At 62.9% G+C, this 17,717-nt stretch carries 18 protein-coding genes; 8 read left to right on the top strand and 10 right to left on the bottom strand.

The window, feature by feature from the left end; all coding sequences use genetic code 11:
• Window positions 1-18 precede the first annotated feature (18 nt).
• From HDE80_RS13240 to HDE80_RS13225, 4 genes are read left to right on the top strand one after another with little or no spacing between them, the layout of a single operon-like run.
• Window positions 19-765, top strand: coding sequence for an SDR family oxidoreductase (locus tag HDE80_RS13240; protein ID WP_184671604.1), 747 nt, complete (start codon window positions 19-21; stop codon window positions 763-765).
• Between the two features lie 16 nt (window positions 766-781).
• On the top strand, window positions 782-1,645 hold the full coding sequence (locus tag HDE80_RS13235) for a fumarylacetoacetate hydrolase family protein (RefSeq protein ID WP_184671602.1): 864 nt from the start codon (window positions 782-784) through the stop codon (window positions 1,643-1,645).
• Window positions 1,646-1,697: 52 nt separating this feature from the next.
• Window positions 1,698-3,017, top strand: coding sequence for an L-fuconate dehydratase (locus tag HDE80_RS13230; RefSeq protein ID WP_184672162.1), 1,320 nt, complete (start codon window positions 1,698-1,700; stop codon window positions 3,015-3,017).
• Between the two features lie 4 nt (window positions 3,018-3,021).
• Window positions 3,022-4,164 (top strand): alpha-hydroxy acid oxidase, encoded by a 1,143-nt coding sequence (locus HDE80_RS13225; protein WP_184671600.1) that lies wholly within the window; start codon window positions 3,022-3,024, stop codon window positions 4,162-4,164.
• 43 nt (window positions 4,165-4,207) lie between these two features.
• Here HDE80_RS13225 and HDE80_RS13220 read toward each other — a convergent pair whose 3' ends face one another.
• Complete coding sequence (locus tag HDE80_RS13220; RefSeq protein WP_184671598.1) at window positions 4,208-4,555, bottom strand: L-rhamnose mutarotase; 348 nt, start codon at window positions 4,553-4,555, stop codon at window positions 4,208-4,210.
• On the bottom strand, window positions 4,552-5,826 hold the full coding sequence (fucP, locus tag HDE80_RS13215; protein WP_184672161.1) for an L-fucose:H+ symporter permease: 1,275 nt from the start codon (window positions 5,824-5,826) through the stop codon (window positions 4,552-4,554). Before fucP ends, HDE80_RS13220 begins: the two co-directional genes overlap by 4 nt.
• Before the next feature lie 229 nt (window positions 5,827-6,055).
• Here fucP and HDE80_RS13210 point away from each other — a divergent pair, with 229 nt between their 5' ends.
• Window positions 6,056-6,826: an IclR family transcriptional regulator gene (locus tag HDE80_RS13210; RefSeq protein WP_184671596.1), complete on the top strand. Its 771-nt coding sequence runs from the start codon at window positions 6,056-6,058 to the stop codon at window positions 6,824-6,826.
• Between the two features lie 30 nt (window positions 6,827-6,856).
• Here the strand turns inward: HDE80_RS13210 and HDE80_RS22200 are convergent, their stop codons facing one another.
• Entirely contained in the window at window positions 6,857-6,991 is a 135-nt protein-coding gene (locus HDE80_RS22200) for a hypothetical protein (RefSeq protein WP_255483743.1), read from the bottom strand.
• A gap of 47 nt (window positions 6,992-7,038) precedes the next feature.
• Here HDE80_RS22200 and HDE80_RS13205 point away from each other — a divergent pair, with 47 nt between their 5' ends.
• Together HDE80_RS13205 and HDE80_RS13200 are read left to right on the top strand one after the other, a co-directional pair.
• Window positions 7,039-8,502, top strand: a complete 1,464-nt coding sequence (locus tag HDE80_RS13205) for a DUF4139 domain-containing protein (protein WP_184671594.1) — start codon at window positions 7,039-7,041, stop codon at window positions 8,500-8,502.
• 22 nt (window positions 8,503-8,524) lie between these two features.
• Window positions 8,525-9,295, top strand: a complete 771-nt coding sequence (locus HDE80_RS13200) for an enoyl-CoA hydratase/isomerase family protein (RefSeq protein ID WP_184671592.1) — start codon at window positions 8,525-8,527, stop codon at window positions 9,293-9,295.
• A 15-nt stretch (window positions 9,296-9,310) separates the two neighbouring features.
• Here the strand turns inward: HDE80_RS13200 and HDE80_RS13195 are convergent, their stop codons facing one another.
• From HDE80_RS13195 to HDE80_RS13185, 3 genes are read right to left on the bottom strand one after another with little or no spacing between them, the layout of a single operon-like run.
• Window positions 9,311-10,165: a sulfurtransferase gene (locus HDE80_RS13195; RefSeq protein ID WP_184671590.1), complete on the bottom strand. Its 855-nt coding sequence runs from the start codon at window positions 10,163-10,165 to the stop codon at window positions 9,311-9,313.
• Complete coding sequence (locus HDE80_RS13190) at window positions 10,162-10,974, bottom strand: CoA pyrophosphatase (RefSeq protein ID WP_184671588.1); 813 nt, start codon at window positions 10,972-10,974, stop codon at window positions 10,162-10,164. The genes HDE80_RS13195 and HDE80_RS13190 overlap by 4 nt, the downstream gene beginning before the upstream one ends.
• A 54-nt stretch (window positions 10,975-11,028) precedes the next feature.
• On the bottom strand, window positions 11,029-11,769 hold the full coding sequence (locus tag HDE80_RS13185; RefSeq protein ID WP_184671586.1) for an FKBP-type peptidyl-prolyl cis-trans isomerase: 741 nt from the start codon (window positions 11,767-11,769) through the stop codon (window positions 11,029-11,031).
• A 170-nt stretch (window positions 11,770-11,939) separates the two neighbouring features.
• Between HDE80_RS13185 and HDE80_RS13180 the strand changes: the two genes are divergently transcribed.
• Window positions 11,940-12,722, top strand: coding sequence for an enoyl-CoA hydratase-related protein (locus HDE80_RS13180; protein ID WP_184671584.1), 783 nt, complete (start codon window positions 11,940-11,942; stop codon window positions 12,720-12,722).
• 1 nt (window position 12,723) lies between these two features.
• Here the strand turns inward: HDE80_RS13180 and HDE80_RS13175 are convergent, their stop codons facing one another.
• From HDE80_RS13175 to HDE80_RS13160, 4 genes are all read right to left on the bottom strand, one after another.
• Window positions 12,724-13,101: an MmcQ/YjbR family DNA-binding protein gene (locus tag HDE80_RS13175; protein ID WP_184671582.1), complete on the bottom strand. Its 378-nt coding sequence runs from the start codon at window positions 13,099-13,101 to the stop codon at window positions 12,724-12,726.
• A gap of 76 nt (window positions 13,102-13,177) precedes the next feature.
• Window positions 13,178-14,104: a DUF1684 domain-containing protein gene (locus tag HDE80_RS13170; RefSeq protein WP_184671581.1), complete on the bottom strand. Its 927-nt coding sequence runs from the start codon at window positions 14,102-14,104 to the stop codon at window positions 13,178-13,180.
• A gap of 68 nt (window positions 14,105-14,172) precedes the next feature.
• Window positions 14,173-15,993 (bottom strand): DNA mismatch repair endonuclease MutL, encoded by a 1,821-nt coding sequence (mutL, locus tag HDE80_RS13165; RefSeq protein ID WP_184601295.1) that lies wholly within the window; start codon window positions 15,991-15,993, stop codon window positions 14,173-14,175.
• Window positions 15,994-16,085: 92 nt separating this feature from the next.
• Complete coding sequence (locus tag HDE80_RS13160) at window positions 16,086-17,627, bottom strand: N-acetylmuramoyl-L-alanine amidase (RefSeq protein ID WP_255483742.1); 1,542 nt, start codon at window positions 17,625-17,627, stop codon at window positions 16,086-16,088.
• Window positions 17,628-17,717 lie beyond the last annotated feature (90 nt).

The raw sequence follows: 17,717 nt of genomic DNA, 5'->3' as shown, positions 1-17,717 counted from the left end.
GCCGTGCCGAGCGCGCGCATGAAAGGCCGGCTACACGGCAAAACCGCACTGATCACCGCAGCCGGTGCCGGCATCGGCCGCGCCACCGCGCTGGCGTTCGCCGCGGCCGGCGCGCGCGTGCTGGCGACGGATATCGATCCGTCGGCGCTGGCAAGTCTTGCGAGCGAGCACCCGGCTATCGCCACCGCACCGCTCGACGTAACCGACACCGCTGCCATCACGGCGCTGGTCGACGGTGCGGGCGCGCTGGACGTGCTGTTCAACTGCGCGGGGTACGTCCATGCCGGCACCATCCTCGACACCGACGAGGCCAGCTGGCAGCGCTCCTTCGCAATCAACGTCGACAGCATGTTCCGACTGTGCCGAGCTGTACTACCGGGAATGCTCGAACGCGGCGGCGGCAGCATCGTCAACATGTCCTCGGTGGCATCAAGCATCAAGGGCGTGCCCAACCGCTTCGCCTACGGCGCGAGCAAGGCTGCGGTCATCGGTCTGACCCGCTCCATCGCTGCCGACTTCGTCGCCCGTGGCGTGCGCTGCAACGCGATCTGCCCCGGCACGGTCAGGAGCCCGTCGCTGGAACAACGCGTACGCGCAATGGGCGGCGACGAGGCGGCGGTCTGGCGCAGCTTCACCGAACGCCAGCCGATGGGTCGGCTTGGCGATCCCCATGAAATCGCGGCGCTTGCGCTGTATCTGGCCTCCGACGAGTCCTCTTTCACCACCGGCACCGTCCATGTCGTGGACGGCGGCTGGTCGAACTGACGGAACCCTTAAGCTTATGAAACTACTGCGCTACGGCAACCCCGGCCAGGAACGGCCTGGCATGCTCGACGCCGACGGCCGCCTGCGCGACCTGTCGGCATTCGTCGCCGACATCGACGAGCAGGCCCTCAGCCGCCACGGCTTGAGCCAACTTGCCGCGCTCGACCCTGGCAGTCTACCGATCGTTGCCGATTCAGATTCAGTGCGTCTCGGCGCGCCCGTGGCTCGGGTCAGCAAGATCATCTGCGTCGGCATGAACTACGCCGATCACGCAGCCGAAACCAACGCACCGGTACCCGAGCAGCCGGTGCTCTTCATGAAAGCAACCACCGCCATCGTGGGCGCCAATGACGACGTGATAATTCCTCGCGGCTCGGTGAAAACCGACTGGGAGGTAGAACTCGGTATCGTCATCGGCGAGGTGACGCGCGACGTGTCCAAAGCCGAGGCCTTGAACCATGTTGCCGGCTACCTGGTGGTCAACGACGTGTCCGAGCGGGCGTTCCAGCTCGAGCACGGCGGCCAGTGGGACAAAGGCAAGGGCTGCGATACCTTCGGCCCGCTCGGCCCCTGGCTGGTAACGAAGGACGAGGTGCCCGACCCGCAGAATCTCGACCTCTGGCTGGAGGTCAACGGCCATCGCTACCAGCGCGGCAACACCCGCACCATGGTGTTCGGCGCCGCCCATCTGGTGAGCTATATCAGCCGCTACATGACCTTGCTGCCCGGTGACGTCATCAGCTCCGGTACGCCGGCCGGCGTCGGGCTGGGCCTGCATCCGCCAACTTACCTCAAACCCGGCGACGTGATGGAACTGGGCATCGCGGGACTGGGGCGGCAGCGCCAGCGTGTCGTGGCCCATCCCGCCGATGCGCGCTGAGCGCTCTTACCTTACTGATCAGTTTATGCGGCACGATGGAGGCCCAATCGCCATGGCGAAAATTACAGTGCTGGAGACGCACGATATTCGTTTCCCGACTTCCCGTGCATTGGACGGATCGGATGCGATGAACCCGGATCCCGACTACTCCGCGGCGTACGTCGTGCTGCGCACGGACGACGACGGCGAACTCAGCGGCCACGGCCTGGTCTTCACCATCGGGCGCGGCAACGACGTGCAGACCTCGGCACTGGAGGCGCTGCGCCACCTGGTGGTGGGGCTGTCTGTGGATGAGGTGGTCAGCGACCTGGGCACATTTGCGCGGCGGCTTACCAGCGACTCTCAGCTGCGCTGGCTGGGGCCGGAAAAAGGCGTGATGCACATGGCCATCGGCGCCGTGATCAATGCCGCCTGGGACTTGGCGGCACGCAGGGCCGGCAAGCCCCTGTGGCGTTTCATCGCCGACATGACGCCGGAGCAGCTGGTATCGCAGATCGACTTTCGCTACATCAGCGACGCGCTCTCGCCCGACGAGGCACTGGCCATGCTCAGGGCCGCCGAGCCGCACAAGCCCGCACGCATCAGGCAACTGCTGACTGAAGGCTACCCGGCCTATACCACCTCACCCGGCTGGCTCGGCTACTCCGACGAGAAGCTGCAGCGGCTGGCCCGCGAGGCCGTCGCCGAAGGGTTTCGCACGATCAAATTGAAGGTGGGCTCCAACCTCGACGACGACATCCGCCGCTGCCGGTTGGCGCGCGCCGCGGTCGGCCCGGATGTCGCCATCGCGATCGATGCCAATCAGCGCTGGGACATTCCGGCGGCGATCGATTGGCTGCGCCGATTGAAGGAGTTTGACGTCGCCTGGATCGAGGAACCGACCAGCCCGGACGATATCCTGGGACATGCCGCGATTCGGCAGAACATCGCGCCGATGCCGGTCTCTACCGGCGAACACACGCACAATCGGGTGATGTTCAAGCAGCTGTTCCAGGCGCAGGCAGTGGACCTGGTACAGATTGACGCCGCGCGCGTGGGCGGCGTCAATGAAAACCTGGCGATTCTTCTGCTTGCCGCGAAATACGACATCCGGGTCTTCCCGCATGCCGGTGGCGTCGGTCTGTGCGAACTGGTACAGCATCTGGCGATGGCCGATTTCATCGCCATCACCGGTAAAAAGGAGGATCGCGCCATCGAATTCGTCGATCACCTGCACGAGCACTTCATCGATCCGGTGACGATTCGGGACGGTCGCTATATGGCGCCGGTCACGCCCGGCTTCTCGGCACAGATGCATGCCACCTCGATGGCCGCGCATGCTTTCCCCGAGGGGCGGGTGTGGCGCGATCTCTCGTTGGTTGCCAACGCCTGACCGTATGCGCGAGCCCATCACCAACATCATGGATCTGCGCGAACTCGCTCGCCAGCGCGTGCCGCGCGCGTTTTTCGAGTACGCCGATCGCGGCTCATACGAGGAAACCACGCTGCGCGAAAATCGCGCCGCTTTCGGTCGCCTGCAACTGCGCCAGCGGGTGATGGAGAACGTCGACGAACGTTCCCTGGCCACCGAGATCGTTGGCCAGTCCGTAAGCATGCCGCTGGCGATCGCACCGACCGGCCTGACCGGGCTGCAGCACGGCAGTGGCGAAATTCACGGCGCACGCGCTGCCGCGAAAGCGGGCATCCCGTTCTGCCTGAGCACGATGTCCATCTGTTCGATCGAGCAGGTGCACGCGGCCACCGATTCACCCTTCTGGTTTCAGATCTACGTGATGCGCGATCGCGGTTTCACTCGCGAACTGATTCAGCGCGCTGTCGCCGCCAAATGTTCCGCGCTGATGCTCACCGCCGACCTGACGGTCCAGGGCCAGCGGCATCGCGAGATCAAGAACGGGCTCTCGGTGCCACCAAAGATCACCCTGCGCAATCTGTTCGATATCGCCAGCAAGCCGCGATGGGCGTGGGACGTCTTGCGCGCGCCGAGCCGCTCATTCGGCAATCTCGAGGGACGCATCGGCGGCGCTGACAGCCTCACCACGCTGGCACAGTGGATCGCCAGCCAGTTCGATCCGACTCTGAGCTGGCACGATCTTGGCTGGATCCGTGAGCTATGGCCGGGCAAGCTGATCATCAAGGGAATCATGGATGCCGGCGACGCACGCCTCGCTGCCGAGCACTGCGTGGATGCGATCGTGGTGTCGAACCACGGCGGTCGCCAGCTCGACGGCGCGCCGGCCACCATCGATGTACTCGCAGACATCGTCGATGCCGTCGCGGGCTCCACCGAGGTGCTTTTCGACAGCGGCATCACCAGCGGACAGGACTTGCTGAAAGCGCTCGCACTCGGCGCGCGGGCGGGACTGATCGGCAAGGCATTCCTGTATGGCTTGGGCGCTGGCGGCGAAGCCGGCGTGACTCAGGCGATCGAGATCATCCGCCGCGAACTCAGCGTCAGCATGGCTCTCACCGGGCAGGGCGACGCACGCCACATCGATCCAGCGGTGATCTGGCGCCGCTGAGAATCCCTTTACGGTCTACGGTCTGTGTGTAGCCCGTGCCGGCTCATTCGCCACACTGCCGCAGGCTGAAGATGCGTGCCATAGGCACCCACTTCTGACCCGCCGATGCCCACGGCAGCGCCTGCTGGAAGTGCTCCATCATCTGCTCCCAGGCATGCACGCGGGGATCGGCGGCATCGGCGGCGGCCTTGGCAACCGGGTCGAATGCCGGACCCACCTCCATCGCCATGACCAGCCGATTGCCGGTGCGGAAGATTTCCATGTCGTCAATACCCGCGGCGCGGATCGAGGCGACGATCTCCGGCCATATGCGGTCGGGCTGGTGCCACTGCTCGTACTCGCGGATGGCCGCTTCGTCGTCGCGCAAATCCAGCGCGAAATACAGCCTCATGCGCGATCCACCTGGCGGCCGTGGCGGATGGCAAACAGCAGGATCAGCACGAAACAAATGCCTGGCACCAGCATGGCGTGAGCGATACCGGCCAGATCGGAGGCCGCGCCCATCGCAGCCGTCAGCACGGCGCCACCGATGATGGCCATCACCAGCACCGAGGCGCCGAACTTGCGCTCGTTGTCGTTGCGCCCCTCCACACCCATGGCGAAGATGGTGGGATACATCACCGACATGAAGAAGCTGCAGGCAACCAGGGCATACACCCCGACCGCGCCAGGCAGGCATACCGCGATGCCGGTCAGTGCAATGTTGATCAGTGCAAATGCCGCCAGCAACCGCGCGGGCCGGACGTATTTCATCAGCGCGGCGCCGGCAAACCGACCGACCATGAAACACACCAGGGAGGCGGTGAGAAAGTTGGCCGCAAGGCGTGCCGTGGTCCCCGGCATGGTCGCCTGGACATAACGAATGAGGTAACTCCACACACTCACCTGGGCACCCACGTAAAAGAACTGCGCGGCGACGGCGGCCATGAAACGGCCGTCGCCCAGCAAGCGCACCGGCACGCCAGCGTGCGCGTCATCGTCAATTGCTGGCGGGCGGGCGTTGGGGAATCGGGTGACCGCGATCAGCGCCGCCCAACCGATAACCACCAGACCAATGATCAGATAAGGCCACTGCACCGCGGCGGCCTCGGAGACCGCGTAGGCATGGTGTTCGGCAGCAGACATTGTGGCGAGCTGCGCCGGCGTGTGTTCTGTGCCGGAGAAGATGAAGAACTGACCGATCAGCACGCCACTGATGGAACCCAGCGGATTGAACGCCTGCGCGAGATTGAGCCGGGCAGTCGCCGACTCGGCAGGGCCCAGCAAGGTTACGAGTGGGTTGGCCGACGTCTCCAGAAACGCCAGTCCAGCGGCAATCACGAACAGCGCCAGCAGGAAGTTGTTGTAATTGGCCGAGGCCGCAGCAGGCCAAAACAGCAGCGCACCGATGCCGTAGAGCAGCAGACCGAACACAATCGCGCCCTTGTAGCCGAATCGACGCATGAACAGGCCGGCCGGTACCGCCACCAGGAAATAGCCCAGATAGAAGGCGCTCTGCACGAGCCCGGCCTGCAGATCGGAGAGGGTGAAGGCCGCCTTGAAATGGGCAACCAGGACGTCGTTAAGGTTGTTCGCCACCCCCCACATGAAGAACAAGCTGACGACCAGGGCCAGCGCCAAGCCACCGGTCGCAGCCTTCCGGACGGCCGACGCCGACCCCATCGTTTCACTCGCCTGCGGCATGCCTTGCTCCAGATAATAAACAGGCTGTCATGCTAAAGAATGACAGCCAGGACTATTCTGTGCACATATGAAACAAATATTCACCAGCATGACAAGATGCAGCGCAGCATACGTTCCCCGCTCAGCGCACATCTGCGTAAACTGACCGGGTTTTTGGCTCAATCCTCGGCTCGAATTGTCCCTTCTTCACCTCACACCAGCGACGACCATGCCCAAGGCTCCGCCCAAATATCGCGCTCCCGCCCTGGACAAGGGCCTGGACATCATCGAGTTGCTCGCCAGTGCCCATGCACCACTGAGCATTGCGGACATTTCCGACGGCGTGGGGCGATCCAGAGGCGAAATATTCCGCATGCTGCAGGTGCTGGAAGAACGCGATTACATCAGCCGGGGCGACGGCGACGCGGGCTACTCGATCACGCCGCGGCTGTTTCGATTGGGCATGGAACAGCCACCGGTCAAAAGTGCCGTGGAAACGGCCCTGCCGATCATGCATCGACTGGCCGACCAGATCGACCAGTCGTGCCACCTGGTGGTGCCATCGGGCGACCAGATCGTGGTAATCGCCCGCGTCGACCCACCTGGCGACGTGGGCCTGGTAGTGCGCATCGGGCACCGCAGACCGATGGCCCAGTCAGCCTCCGGCCATGTGCTGCTGAGCTGGCAGAGTGACCCTATCCGCGAGCATTGGCTGGGCATCATCGCCGAGAGCGAGCCGAACCTTGATCGCAAGAAGCTCCTGAAGTCCATCCTGCTGATCCGCGCGCAGGGATACGCCAGTCATGCGAGCCGCGAAGTGGATGGGGTAACCGATCTGTCCGCGCCCATCATGGAACACGACCGCGCGGTCTGTGCGTTGACCGTGCCATTTATCGAACGCCGTACCGCCTCCAAGACGATCGACTTCACGCTGAAGTACCTGCAGCAGGCCACGACGGATATCTCGCACGCCCTGCTGTACGGTTCCGACGCCAAGTAGCGGCTGATCGCCCGCTCTCTCACGGGCGGGTTACAGGCCATTTTCGCGGACCTTTGCAAGAAGGCCGATGATCAGCGAAGGCCAGCGTGCGGTAGCGATGCTGTCGATCAATCCGGCCAATCGCAAAGTGGTTTCCTCACCGCGTTCCGAACGGACGGCGTTCACGCGTCGTCGTTATGATGAGCGTCGGCTTTCTCGAGGGAGTCCACCCGATGTTTTCAGCGCACCGCACCATCCTTGGCCTTGCCATCGCCGGTTTCGTCGGCGTGTCCGGCATCAGCCCCGCTCATGCCGCCGATGGCAGCGAGCTCACCCTTTATCGCAGCGACGACGCATCGCTGTATGCCAGCAGCGGCGACGGCAATATCGACGGCGGCTATGCCGTTGTGCGAGAGCAGCGTGCGTTGATGCTCACGGCCGGCACGCACGATGTGGTGATTGGCGATCTGCCGACGTCGCTGGATGCCGAAGCCCTGGCCTTGGGCTTTCCAGGCGGTGATGCCAAGGTGCTCTCGCAACGCCTGCTGTTGGCGCAGGGACAGAGCGCGGCATTGACCGGCCTTACAGGTCACACGGTTGAGGTGCTCGGCAGCAGCGGCCAGCCGCTGGCCAGCGGCACCCTGCTGCGCGCCGGTGACGGCTTGCTGATCCGCGATAGCGCCGGCAACACGACCTTGGTCACCAGCTATGCCGGCGTGCGCACCACGGGCACGGACTTCCCCAGCGGATCGAGCCTGAGTCTGCGCATAGACGCATCGCGCTCGGGGTCTGCCAACGCCGTACTCAGCTATCCCACGTCCGGCCTCGGTTGGCGTGCGGCCTATGTGGCTATATTGCAACCGGGCAACACATGCCGCATGCAGTTCGAATCACATGCCAGCATCGCCAACCGCAGCGGTCGTGACTGGAAAGACAGCAAGCTCACCCTGATCGCCGGCGAACCGAATTTCGCCAAAGCATCCGCACCGCGACCGATGATGATGAAAGCCGCCCGCGTCATGGCCAGTGCTGAGGCGATGCCGGAGCAATCCACCCTGGCCGACTACAGGAGCTATACCCTGCCTGGCGCCATCGACCTGCCCGATGGCAGCGTGAGCCAGGTACCGCTGTATGCCACACGCACGATGGATTGCGAGCGTACCGCGCTGTTCGAAAGCGGCAACAGCTACCAACCACCGCAGCCAGTACTTAACGAGGATCTGAACCAAGACAGCGGCAATGCCATCATCAGCACGTTGAAGCTGCGCGCTTTCGACAGCCTGCCCGCCGGCTACCTGCGCGTGCTGACGGCGGACAAGAACGGTACGCCACAATTCATCGGCGAAGGCCGCATCAACGACACGCCCAAAGGCAGCGATGCCAGCATCACGCTGGGCACCGCGTTCGACTTGCGCGCCGAGCGCACGCGGACGCATTTCAGCGTCGACAAAGCAGGCCGAACACTGGACGAGGCATTCCGCATTGTCGTGAGCAACGCCGGCGACAGCCCCCGCACCGTAACCGTGCGCGAGCATCCCAACCGCTGGCGCCAGTGGACGCTTGCTTCGTCCAGCATCAAGCCCAGCCAGCAGACCACCGACACGCTGGAGTTCAAACTGGAAGTGCCGGCCAATGGCAAGGCCACCCTTGACTATGCCGTGCATTACTCCTGGACAGCCAACGATCAGCCACAATAGGCAATCACCTTAGGAGTTGGCCATGCTCAACCTGATCTCTCACGACGCCACGGCAGGCGGCATCATCAGCGAAATCCAGATGGCCCGGCCGCCGGTCAATGCGCTGAATCTGGACATGCTGCGCGCGCTGCATGCGGCCGTCGATGAGAGCATTGCCAAAGGCGCACGCGGTATCGTGCTGTCGGGCGCACCGGGAATGTTCTCCGCTGGCGCCGACGTGCCTTCGCTGCTTGGTATTGACCGCGCCGGCGTGCACGAATTCTGGCGGGAATTCTTTGCGGTCTGCGCTGTACTCGCGCGCTCACCGGTACCGGTCGCGGCATCCATCACCGGGCACAGTCCGGCGGGCGGCGCGGTGCTTTCTCTGTTCTGCGATTACCGAGTGATGGCGGAAGGCCCGTTCAAGATCGGCCTCAACGAAGTGCGCGTGGGCTTGCCCGTGCCCGAAAACATCCAGATGGCGCTGCGCCGTGTCGTCGGCGCCTACCGGGCCGAGCGGCTGCTGGTTTCAGGGGCGATGATCGATGCTGCCGAGGCGCTAGCCTGCGGCTTTGTCGACGAAACGACCGGCGTGGACCAAGTCACTGTGCGTGCGCTCCACTGGTTGAACGAACTGCTCGCCCTGCCGTCAGAAGCGATGCTCGCCACTCGCGCTATCGCCCGTGCCGATCTTCTCACGACCTATGCCAACCCTGATGCACTGCCGCTGGACGGTTTTATCGAAGGCTTCTTCCGTCCACAAACACAGGCCGTACTGCAGCAGTTGGTGGCACGACTGAAGAGCAAAAGCTGAGGCGAAGTTACCCGCTCAACCTTTCGCCACTGGTCGGGCTGGATCACTGATCCAGCCGCTCCACGATGGCGGATAGAGCCGCGAGCCATGCAGACCGGCATGCTCCATTGCCAGCAGGTTGTGACAGGCAGTCACGCCCGAACCGCACATGTGCACGACGTTCAACGGGTCGGTCGACGAGCCCAGTACGGCGACAAATTCATCGCGCAGCTGGGCCGCCGATTTGAATCGGCCGTCGCTGTCCAGGTTGTCGCCAAACGGGCGGTTCAACGCGCCGGGCACATGACCACCGACGCGATCCAGCGGCTCGACATCACCACGGTAGCGCGGCGCGGCACGGGCATCGAGCAATGCGCCCTTGGCGACCGCATCGGGCAACCGCGTGTGATCCAGCAACAGGCTCGCGTCGAACCGCAGCGATACCTCGCTGGCAGTTCGTGCCGCGGCTACGCCTTTTTCGATCGGCAAACCGGCAGCCTGCCAGGCGGCATAGCCACCATCGAGCACAGCGACGTTTTTTTCACCGACCAGACGCAGCAACCACCACAGCCGGGCAGCAGCCAGCGCACCACCGGCCACGTCGTAACTGACAACCTGCAAGCCAGCCTGCCAACCCCAGCGCGAAAATACCTGGCTTAGCGCGGACTCCAGCGGCAGCGGATGCCGCCCCAGACCCTCGACCTGACGCGAAAGATCGGACAGATCGCGATCGAGGCTGGCGTAAACGGCGCCGGGGATATGACCGTCCAGATATTCACGCTCACCCTTGGCGGGATCGGCAAGATCGAAGCGGCAATCGACGATAAGTACACCGTGCGGCGCAAGTCTGGAGAGACTCTCTGCATCGATCAGCGTGGTCTGTAGGCTCATGCGTGTGCCATACCCATTCGCTGCAGCAGGTTAAGCAACATGGATGCGGTGGCACCCCAGATGCGATGGCCGCCGTACACAAACTCGACCATCGGACGTCGATGGCCACGAAACTCCATCGTATAACGGCGCAGGTTGGATGGCTCCAGCAGGAAGGCGAGCGGCACCTCGAATACTTCGGCCACTTCATCCGGTGCCGGATGCAGTTGCGCGTCGGCCGCAATGCGCGCCACCACTGGCGTGATGACATAGCCACTGATCGTCTCGAAACAATCGAGATAACCCAATGGGGTGACCAAGGCGCGGGCGAGACCGATCTCTTCCTCGCTTTCACGCAATGCAGTGATGATGGCGCTGCCATCTTCCGGATCACTGCGACCACCTGGAAACGCTACCTGGCCGGCGTGCGATTGCAGATGATCGGTACGCACCGTCAGCACGAGCCGGGGCTGCACACCTTCGCGAAATCCGACCAGAACGGCAGCTGGCTGGCGTATCGTCGTACCGAGCAACGCGGTCATGTCGTCGTGATTCCAACCCGGCGCGGTCGGCGGCAAGGACAGCGGATGCAACGCGGCCAGCAGAGGCGCCAGGGCATCATCTTTCATCGCCGTTGTCTGCCGCGTGGGAAGAACATCGCGCATGTAGAACAGTCGCTCGCTGTCGCTCATGTGAGCCCAGCGACCGATTTCCTCACCCGTTCGCTGGCAGCCAACGCACAGACCACGACCGTCCAGTCGGCAGAAACCGATGCAAGGAGTAAGCGGGGCTGCCGAGAGGAGTTTGTAGGCGTTGGACATCGCCTTCATGCTACCACCAGCGGCGCTGTTCATCAGCTCACAACATAGCCATGGTGACCCGAATCAGGGCGTATCCGACTGCGGCTTGATGTCGAGTAACTGGATCTCGAATACCAGTGCCTCGTTTGGGCCGATGCGCGGTAGCGCACCGGTTTCGCCGTAGGCCAGCTGCGGTGGAATAACCACCTTCCAGCGGTCGCCGACGTGCATGCGCGGAAGCACGTCCTGCCAGCCACGGATCATCTTGTCGACCGTAATGGTCGCCGGCGCACCGTGCGCCCAGGTGCTGTCGAACTCGGTGCCGTCGATCAGCATGCCAAGGTAATTCACCACCACGGTGCTGGTTACTCCGGGACTGATCGTGCCGGTACCTTTCTTGATGACCGAATACTGGATGCCCGATGGCAGCTGCACCACGCCGCGCTGCTGGGCGTTTGCCGTCATGAAGCCACTGCTCTTGCGCGCGTTGTCCTCGGCGATATGTTTGTATTCGGTCAGTGCGTTCGCATGCATCTGCTGGGCGAGTAACTGCAACTGTTCATGCATCTGCTGCATCGGAACCGCTGGATGCCGCTTGGCGTAGGCATCCTGAATCGCGCGCTGCAGCGTGGGAATATCCACATCCGGTTTGCCGTCAGCGAACTGGTCGCCGATCTGGTAGCCGATGGCGTAGGAGAGCTTTGCCTTGTCGAGCTTTGCTGATGCGGGCAGAGCATCGGGTGGGCGTCCTTGCGCGCACGCCAAGCCGCTGAGCAGAAACAAGCCCAGCATGATCCAGCGCCAATGTGTTGTGCATTTTTCCATCGAGCCCTTCTCTGTCGTCACGGCCAGCCTGATCATCACAGCCAGCCTGGATGCGACATCGTAAGCGGTTCGCGGCAATCGTGCAGCGATAACGTTCGGGGATAAGAACCTCCCCGGTTACAAAGGTTCCCACTGCTAACATCACGGTTTTGTCTCCATTGGGATTGCTCATGGCCTTTCGCAACCTGGAAATCACTCACCGCAGCGCTGTGCATACGATCATCGTCAATCGCCCGGACAAACTGAATGCGCTGAACCGCGAAACGCTCAATGAGCTGACCATCGCATTTGCGCAGGCGGCGCAGGACGATGGCGTTCGAGTCGTCGTGCTGGCTGGCGCGGGTGAGAAAGCCTTTGTCGCTGGTGCCGATATCGCCGAGATGAACGGCTACACGCCTACGCAGGCGCTGGCATTTTCGCGCACCGGCCAACGTCTGATGAGCTCGATCGAGCGGCTCGGCAAGCCGGTGATCGCGCGAGTCCAGGGATTTGCCCTGGGCGGCGGCATGGAGCTGGCAATGGCCTGCCATTTCCGCGTAGCCAGCGAGAAAGCCAAGTTTGGCCAGCCTGAAATCAATCTCGGCCTGATTCCCGGCTTCGGGGGTACCCAGCGCCTGCTACGGCTGGCAGGCCGCGGCGCCGCACTGGAGCTGTGCCTCACCGGCGCGACGATCAGCGCCCAACGTGCCTATGAACTCGGGATTGTTACCCGCGTAGTTGCGCCCGACGCGCTGGATGAAGCCGTTGTAGCACTGGCCGATCAACTCGCCAACGCTGCACCATTGGCCGCTGCCGGCATTCTCGACGCCGTACTCAGCGGTGGAGAAGCCGCGATCGACCAAGGGCTGGAGTTCGAAACGCAGGGCTTCGCGCTGGCGTTTTCCACGGAAGATATGCGCGAAGGCACATCGGCATTCCTGGAGAGGCGCAAAGCCACGTTCGTAGGGCGCTGAGTCATCGCACGAAGTCTCTATTGCGGGCTTCGTGAGCAGCGATCCATTTTCTCGGAGCCACCAGTCGCCAGGACTGCCATAGCAAATCGTGCAGCATCGACGTATCGGCCGTGGCAAGTTCTATATACGTCCAACCATGTTGACCCCAAGACGGCACCAACGAAAACGTCTCGGGATCGGACAGGGTCAACGCAGCCTGGTCTGCGCTGGACAACTTGACGAGGGCACGCGGCGCTTCGCGATCATGCTTGGATGACTGCTTCGATAACTGGGCAAAGATTTTGCCGCCGACACGAAACGATGGGCTACCGAAATGATCGCGCTCTTCCGCATGAGGCAATGACAACGCGAGTTCGTGCGCCACCTGCCAGGACGTCATGACGTCTGCCTAATTCTGCGCGAGCTTCTGTTGCTCGATGAGTTTTGTCATCGAGCATGTATCACCGATACGACAATCAGTGCGAATGGCCGCCACGGTATTTTTCCTCACCGGCCGTTACACGCAGATCGAGGCGATTTTCCGGCGGTGCCAGCGGACATGTGGCGTACGGCGTAAACGCGCACGGTGGGTTGTAGGCCAGATTGAAATCGAGGATCACCTTGCCGTCTTTCGGCAACGGCACGTCCATGAAACGTGCAGCACCGTAGGTTTCCTTGCCGGACGTGCGATCAGCGATGACGAAGAACAGATCGCCACCGGGCTCCTCCTGGTATGGCATCAGCTCGTAGGTGTGGCCGTCGTGCTTGAATACCGCCTTGCCAGGCACATCGACCTTGTCGATAGTGCCGATCACCGAACCGATTTCCATCTTGTGCGCCGGATTGAACGGCACCCAGTCGGCCACGATGTGCCACGACGGATCGATCGGGAAATAGTCGAGGCCGAGAAAATGCTTGCGCGTCTCCGCATCGCTGTCTTTCACGCGCAGCGCCTTGCGGCCATCGCGGTCGATCACGTAGAAGTTGGCATTGCCAAAACTCACCAGCGTTGGATGGGTATCGCCGGTGGCATGCGCGTCGTCGATCAGCGCCGCGCTGGCCACCACCTTGCCGTCGATGGTGGCGCCACTGTCCTTGACCAGCACGATGTGCAGGCTGCCGTCCTTGCCCTCAGTCACCGTGCCCAGATGCGCCGGCCCGGCCTTCAGCACAATGTCGTTGTCGGCGGCTGCGCCGACGCGATTGTCCCCAACCTTCAGCCACTCCAGTCCGATCAGGCTGAGCCAGCCGCTGGGCGCGTTCAGTCGCGCAACGCGCGCCGCACGCAATTGCTGGATCTGTTGCGTGTACGCGGTAGTTGAATCGGGAACATTGGGGGATTCGGCGTGCACGGCAGCAACTCCGGAAAACAGTGCGAGGGCAACAAGGGCGTGACGCAACATGGGGGCAATCCGCATCGGATGGAACGCCGAGTATCGCTGGCGATTTGAGCGCAGCGCAAGCCGCGCGATCAGCGGCCTCGCATGAACAACCGGTCAAGCTCGGTCACGCTCAGCTGCGTCCAGGTGGGTCGACCATGGTTACATTGGCCCGAACGTTCGGTCGCCTCCATCTCGCGCAGCAAGGCGTTCATTTCAGGCATGGTCAGACGCCGGCCCGCGCGCACGGAACCGTGGCAGGCCATGGTCGACAGCAGTTCGTTCTCCAATTCCTGCAACCGGCGTGAACTGCCGTGCTGGGCCAGTTCGGCGAGTACGTCGCGGGTGAGCTGTGCCACATCGGCACCTTCCAGCAATGCCGGGATCCGCCGCACCACCACCCCCGACGGACCGCTGCGTGACAACTCCAGACCCCACTCGGCGAGCGCCTCGGCATGCTCCTCTGCGGCCACGGCTTCCTTGGCGCTCACGGCGATATTCAGCGGCACCAACAGCAGCTGCGAACGCAGGTTGCTACCGGCGCGACCACTCTTCAGCTTCTCGTAGGTGATGCGCTCGTGCGCCGCGTGCATGTCGACCAGCACCAGACCCTGCGCATTCTCGGCCAGCACATAGATGTTCTTCAGTTGCGCAATCGCAAAGCCGAGCGGTGGTGCTTCGCTGTCGTCGTTCGCAGGCAGTGGCGCGTAGGCCACCTCCGAATACCGTGCTGGCTCACCTGTCAGTGCGGCATATTCCGCCAACGGTGCATCGCGCACACCAAGACTCAATCGGCTCTGATTGAAACTGCCCGACCACGCCGACGGCGCAGCGTAGGCGGTCGGCGGGGCAACCGACGTGCTCATCGTCAACGCACCGTCATCCGAATGCGCACTGGATGCCACCTGCCCGGCCCGCGTCTGCGCCAGCGCTTCGTGCAGGGTGCGATAAAGGAAATCATGGACCAGCCGCTGCTCACGGAAGCGCACTTCGTGCTTGGCCGGATGCACATTGACATCCACACCGGCCGGATCGAGCTCGAGATACAGCACGAACGCCGCGTGGCGCCCGTGGAACAGTACGTCGGCATAAGCCTGACGCACCGCGTGGGCAACGATGCGGTCGCGCACCAGCCGACCGTTGACGTAGAAATACTGCGAGTCCGCCTGACCGCGCGACGCGGTCGGCAAACCAACCCAGCCAGACAGATGCAGGCCAGCCGCTGCATGATCGATGCGCAGACTCTGCCCTGGAAATTCGTCACCCAGCACTTCGGCAACCCGCTGCAGTGCGGCTTGTTCACTATCGGCGGATTTCCAGATGCGCACCGGCTTGCCGTTATGGCTGAGCCGGAATTCGACGCTGCTGCGCGCCAGTGCCAGCGACTTCAGCAAATCGTCGATATGCGCGAACTCGGTGCGCTCGGCACGCAGAAATTTTCGCCGTGCCGGCACGTTGTGGAACAGATCACGTACTTCGACGCTGGTGCCAGACGGGTGTTGTGCCGGGCGTGCCGCCTGCAGCTTGCCGTTATCCACCTCGATGCGAAATGCCGCGTCCTGTCCGCGCACTCGTGAAGTCATGGCAAAACGTGACACCGACGATACGGACGCCAGCGCCTCACCACGAAAGCCCATGCTGGCGACGTGTTCCAGATCATCGAAACTGCCAATCTTGCTGGTCGCGTGCGACGCCACCGCCAACGGCAGTTCGTCGACACGGATACCGTCGCCATCATCGCGCACCCGGATCAACCGCGAGCCGCCGGCTTCGATATCCACTTCGATACGGCTGGCGCCAGCATCGAGGCTGTTCTCCACCAGCTCTTTGACCACCGAGGAAGGCCGTTCGATGACCTCACCGGCAGCAATTTGATTGATGAGTTCGGGGGGCAGCAGGCGGATGATCGACATCCGTCAAGCTTAAGCGAGCGGCGAGCGGCATGAAAGCGGCGACGTCGGTTACTACCTTATTGGGTCAAAGGCCCGCTTCCGCTGAAGCGGCTTCAGCTTGTCGGAATGGCCAGCATGGTGCCAGCGCGCACGCTGTTGCTGCTGATCTGGTTGGCGCTTTTCAGCGAGCTGACGCTGACGCCGTACTGGTTGGCAATGCTGCGCAGGCTTTCGCCCGGGCCAACACGATGCATATCGCGCGCCTTGACATACGAACGTGGCTTGTCGCTGCTGGCCTGGGAGGTCCCGCTATCGTCATCGGCATCCGCCAGTGCCATGGCCGATTTGTCAGGCCCGCCGGTCGATGCGAGATCGCCACCATTGCGACGTGCGGCCTGCGCCGCAAACCAGGTTCCCGGGGGGGGCGTGGATTCAAAATAATTCTTGACGCCGCTCATCACCGCGGCAGCGAGTTGATCCTGATGGTCGGGGTCGCGCAGCTTGCGCTCCTCGGATGGATTGCTGATAAAGGCGGTCTCGACCAGGATCGACGGCACATCCGGTGACCGCAGCACCACAAAGTTGGCCTGCTCGACGTAGCCACGATGGGTCGGGCCAAGCATGCCCAGCGCCCTGAGCACGTTGCCGGCAATCGTGTCACTTGCCTGAATAGCCCAGCTCTGCTGCAAATCCATCAATACCTTAGCCAGATCGTCACTCTTGTCATCCAGCGTGGTGCCACCGATCAGTTCGGCGTTTTCGCGATCGGCTAGAAAGCGAGCCGCCTCGTTGGTCTTGCCACGCGGCGACAGCACCCACACCGATGAACCCTTGGCATCGTCGCTGGTGTAAGAGTCTGCGTGGATCGAAATGAACAGGTCGGCCTTGTTGTCGCGGGCGATCTTGAAGCGCTGTGTCAGCTCGATGAAATAGTCGCCGTCTCGGGTCAGCACGGCCTTCATGCCCGGCTGGCGGTTGATCAGTCCGGCCAGATCGCGGGCAACCGCCAGCGTGACGTTCTTTTCCAGCGTGCCGCCCGGGCCATGCGCGCCCTGATCCTTGCCACCATGACCTGCATCGATCGCCACTACTACCTTGCGCTGGCCACCGAGCATGACAGCTGCGTCACGGGCGGACGTGCCGCTGTTGCGTGAGCTGCGAGAGGTCCGAACGGGAGTAGGAACCGCGGGCGGCTCCGGCTCGCTGAGCACGTCGGCCGAGACAGTCTTCGCCGCAACGGTCGAATCATCGCTCGGCACTTGCTCCGCGACCACCGCGCTGTGCGGCATCACCGGTCCGGTCGGTGCCGTACCGGGATACAGATCCAGCACAAGGCGATAATCCGAACCGCTGGTCGGCTTCAGAACAAAACTTTTCAAACGGCTGTTCGGATCGATCTTGGCCGTCAGCTGCAACCGGCCACCCCGCTGCCCGTGAGTCATGCCGTGAAACAGGCCATGCCCGGCGGGATCGGCGAAACCATCGGCGACCTTGCTATCAGCGAGGTCGACCATGAGTTGATCGCCCGATTGGGTGACCTTGTAGTCCAACGGACCAGCGGCATCGATAACCAGGCGGGTGTACTCGGGGCCAGCCCAGACACGAGCACCCTTGAGATCAGCAGCGTGAGTCAGGCAAAGCGGCGCGGCCGCCATAATCGCGACTGCGAATCCACCCATCTTGTTCAGGTATGCCCTCATAAGCCGCATTGAAGCGCAGTCCCTGCGCGAATGCAACAGCATTTT

Origin of the sequence: Rhodanobacter sp. A1T4 (genome assembly GCF_014207185.1) — a bacterium.
Taxonomy (GTDB): Bacteria; Pseudomonadota; Gammaproteobacteria; order Xanthomonadales; family Rhodanobacteraceae; genus Rhodanobacter.
The sequence above is the reverse complement of the archived record's forward strand: the minus strand, read 5'-3'. Positions and strand labels throughout refer to the sequence as shown.

Coding starts and splice junctions, on each gene's coding strand:
- HDE80_RS13205 (WP_184671594.1), top strand. CDS start 7,039: ATGTTTTCAGCGCACCGCACCATCCTTGGCCTTGCCATCGCCGGTTTC.
- HDE80_RS13185 (WP_184671586.1), bottom strand. CDS start 11,769: ATGGAAAAATGCACAACACATTGGCGCTGGATCATGCTGGGCTTGTTT.
- HDE80_RS13175 (WP_184671582.1), bottom strand. CDS start 13,101: ATGACGTCCTGGCAGGTGGCGCACGAACTCGCGTTGTCATTGCCTCAT.
- HDE80_RS13225 (WP_184671600.1), top strand. CDS start 3,022: ATGCGCGAGCCCATCACCAACATCATGGATCTGCGCGAACTCGCTCGC.
- HDE80_RS13160 (WP_255483742.1), bottom strand. CDS start 17,627: ATGGCGGCCGCGCCGCTTTGCCTGACTCACGCTGCTGATCTCAAGGGT.
- mutL (WP_184601295.1), bottom strand. CDS start 15,993: ATGTCGATCATCCGCCTGCTGCCCCCCGAACTCATCAATCAAATTGCT.
- HDE80_RS13235 (WP_184671602.1), top strand. CDS start 782: ATGAAACTACTGCGCTACGGCAACCCCGGCCAGGAACGGCCTGGCATG.
- HDE80_RS13180 (WP_184671584.1), top strand. CDS start 11,940: ATGGCCTTTCGCAACCTGGAAATCACTCACCGCAGCGCTGTGCATACG.
- HDE80_RS13195 (WP_184671590.1), bottom strand. CDS start 10,165: ATGAGCCTACAGACCACGCTGATCGATGCAGAGAGTCTCTCCAGACTT.
- fucP (WP_184672161.1), bottom strand. CDS start 5,826: ATGGGGTCGGCGTCGGCCGTCCGGAAGGCTGCGACCGGTGGCTTGGCG.
- HDE80_RS13220 (WP_184671598.1), bottom strand. CDS start 4,555: ATGAGGCTGTATTTCGCGCTGGATTTGCGCGACGACGAAGCGGCCATC.
- HDE80_RS13230 (WP_184672162.1), top strand. CDS start 1,698: ATGGCGAAAATTACAGTGCTGGAGACGCACGATATTCGTTTCCCGACT.
- HDE80_RS13170 (WP_184671581.1), bottom strand. CDS start 14,104: ATGTTGCGTCACGCCCTTGTTGCCCTCGCACTGTTTTCCGGAGTTGCT.
- HDE80_RS13190 (WP_184671588.1), bottom strand. CDS start 10,974: ATGAAGGCGATGTCCAACGCCTACAAACTCCTCTCGGCAGCCCCGCTT.
- HDE80_RS13200 (WP_184671592.1), top strand. CDS start 8,525: ATGCTCAACCTGATCTCTCACGACGCCACGGCAGGCGGCATCATCAGC.
- HDE80_RS13210 (WP_184671596.1), top strand. CDS start 6,056: ATGCCCAAGGCTCCGCCCAAATATCGCGCTCCCGCCCTGGACAAGGGC.
- HDE80_RS13240 (WP_184671604.1), top strand. CDS start 19: ATGAAAGGCCGGCTACACGGCAAAACCGCACTGATCACCGCAGCCGGT.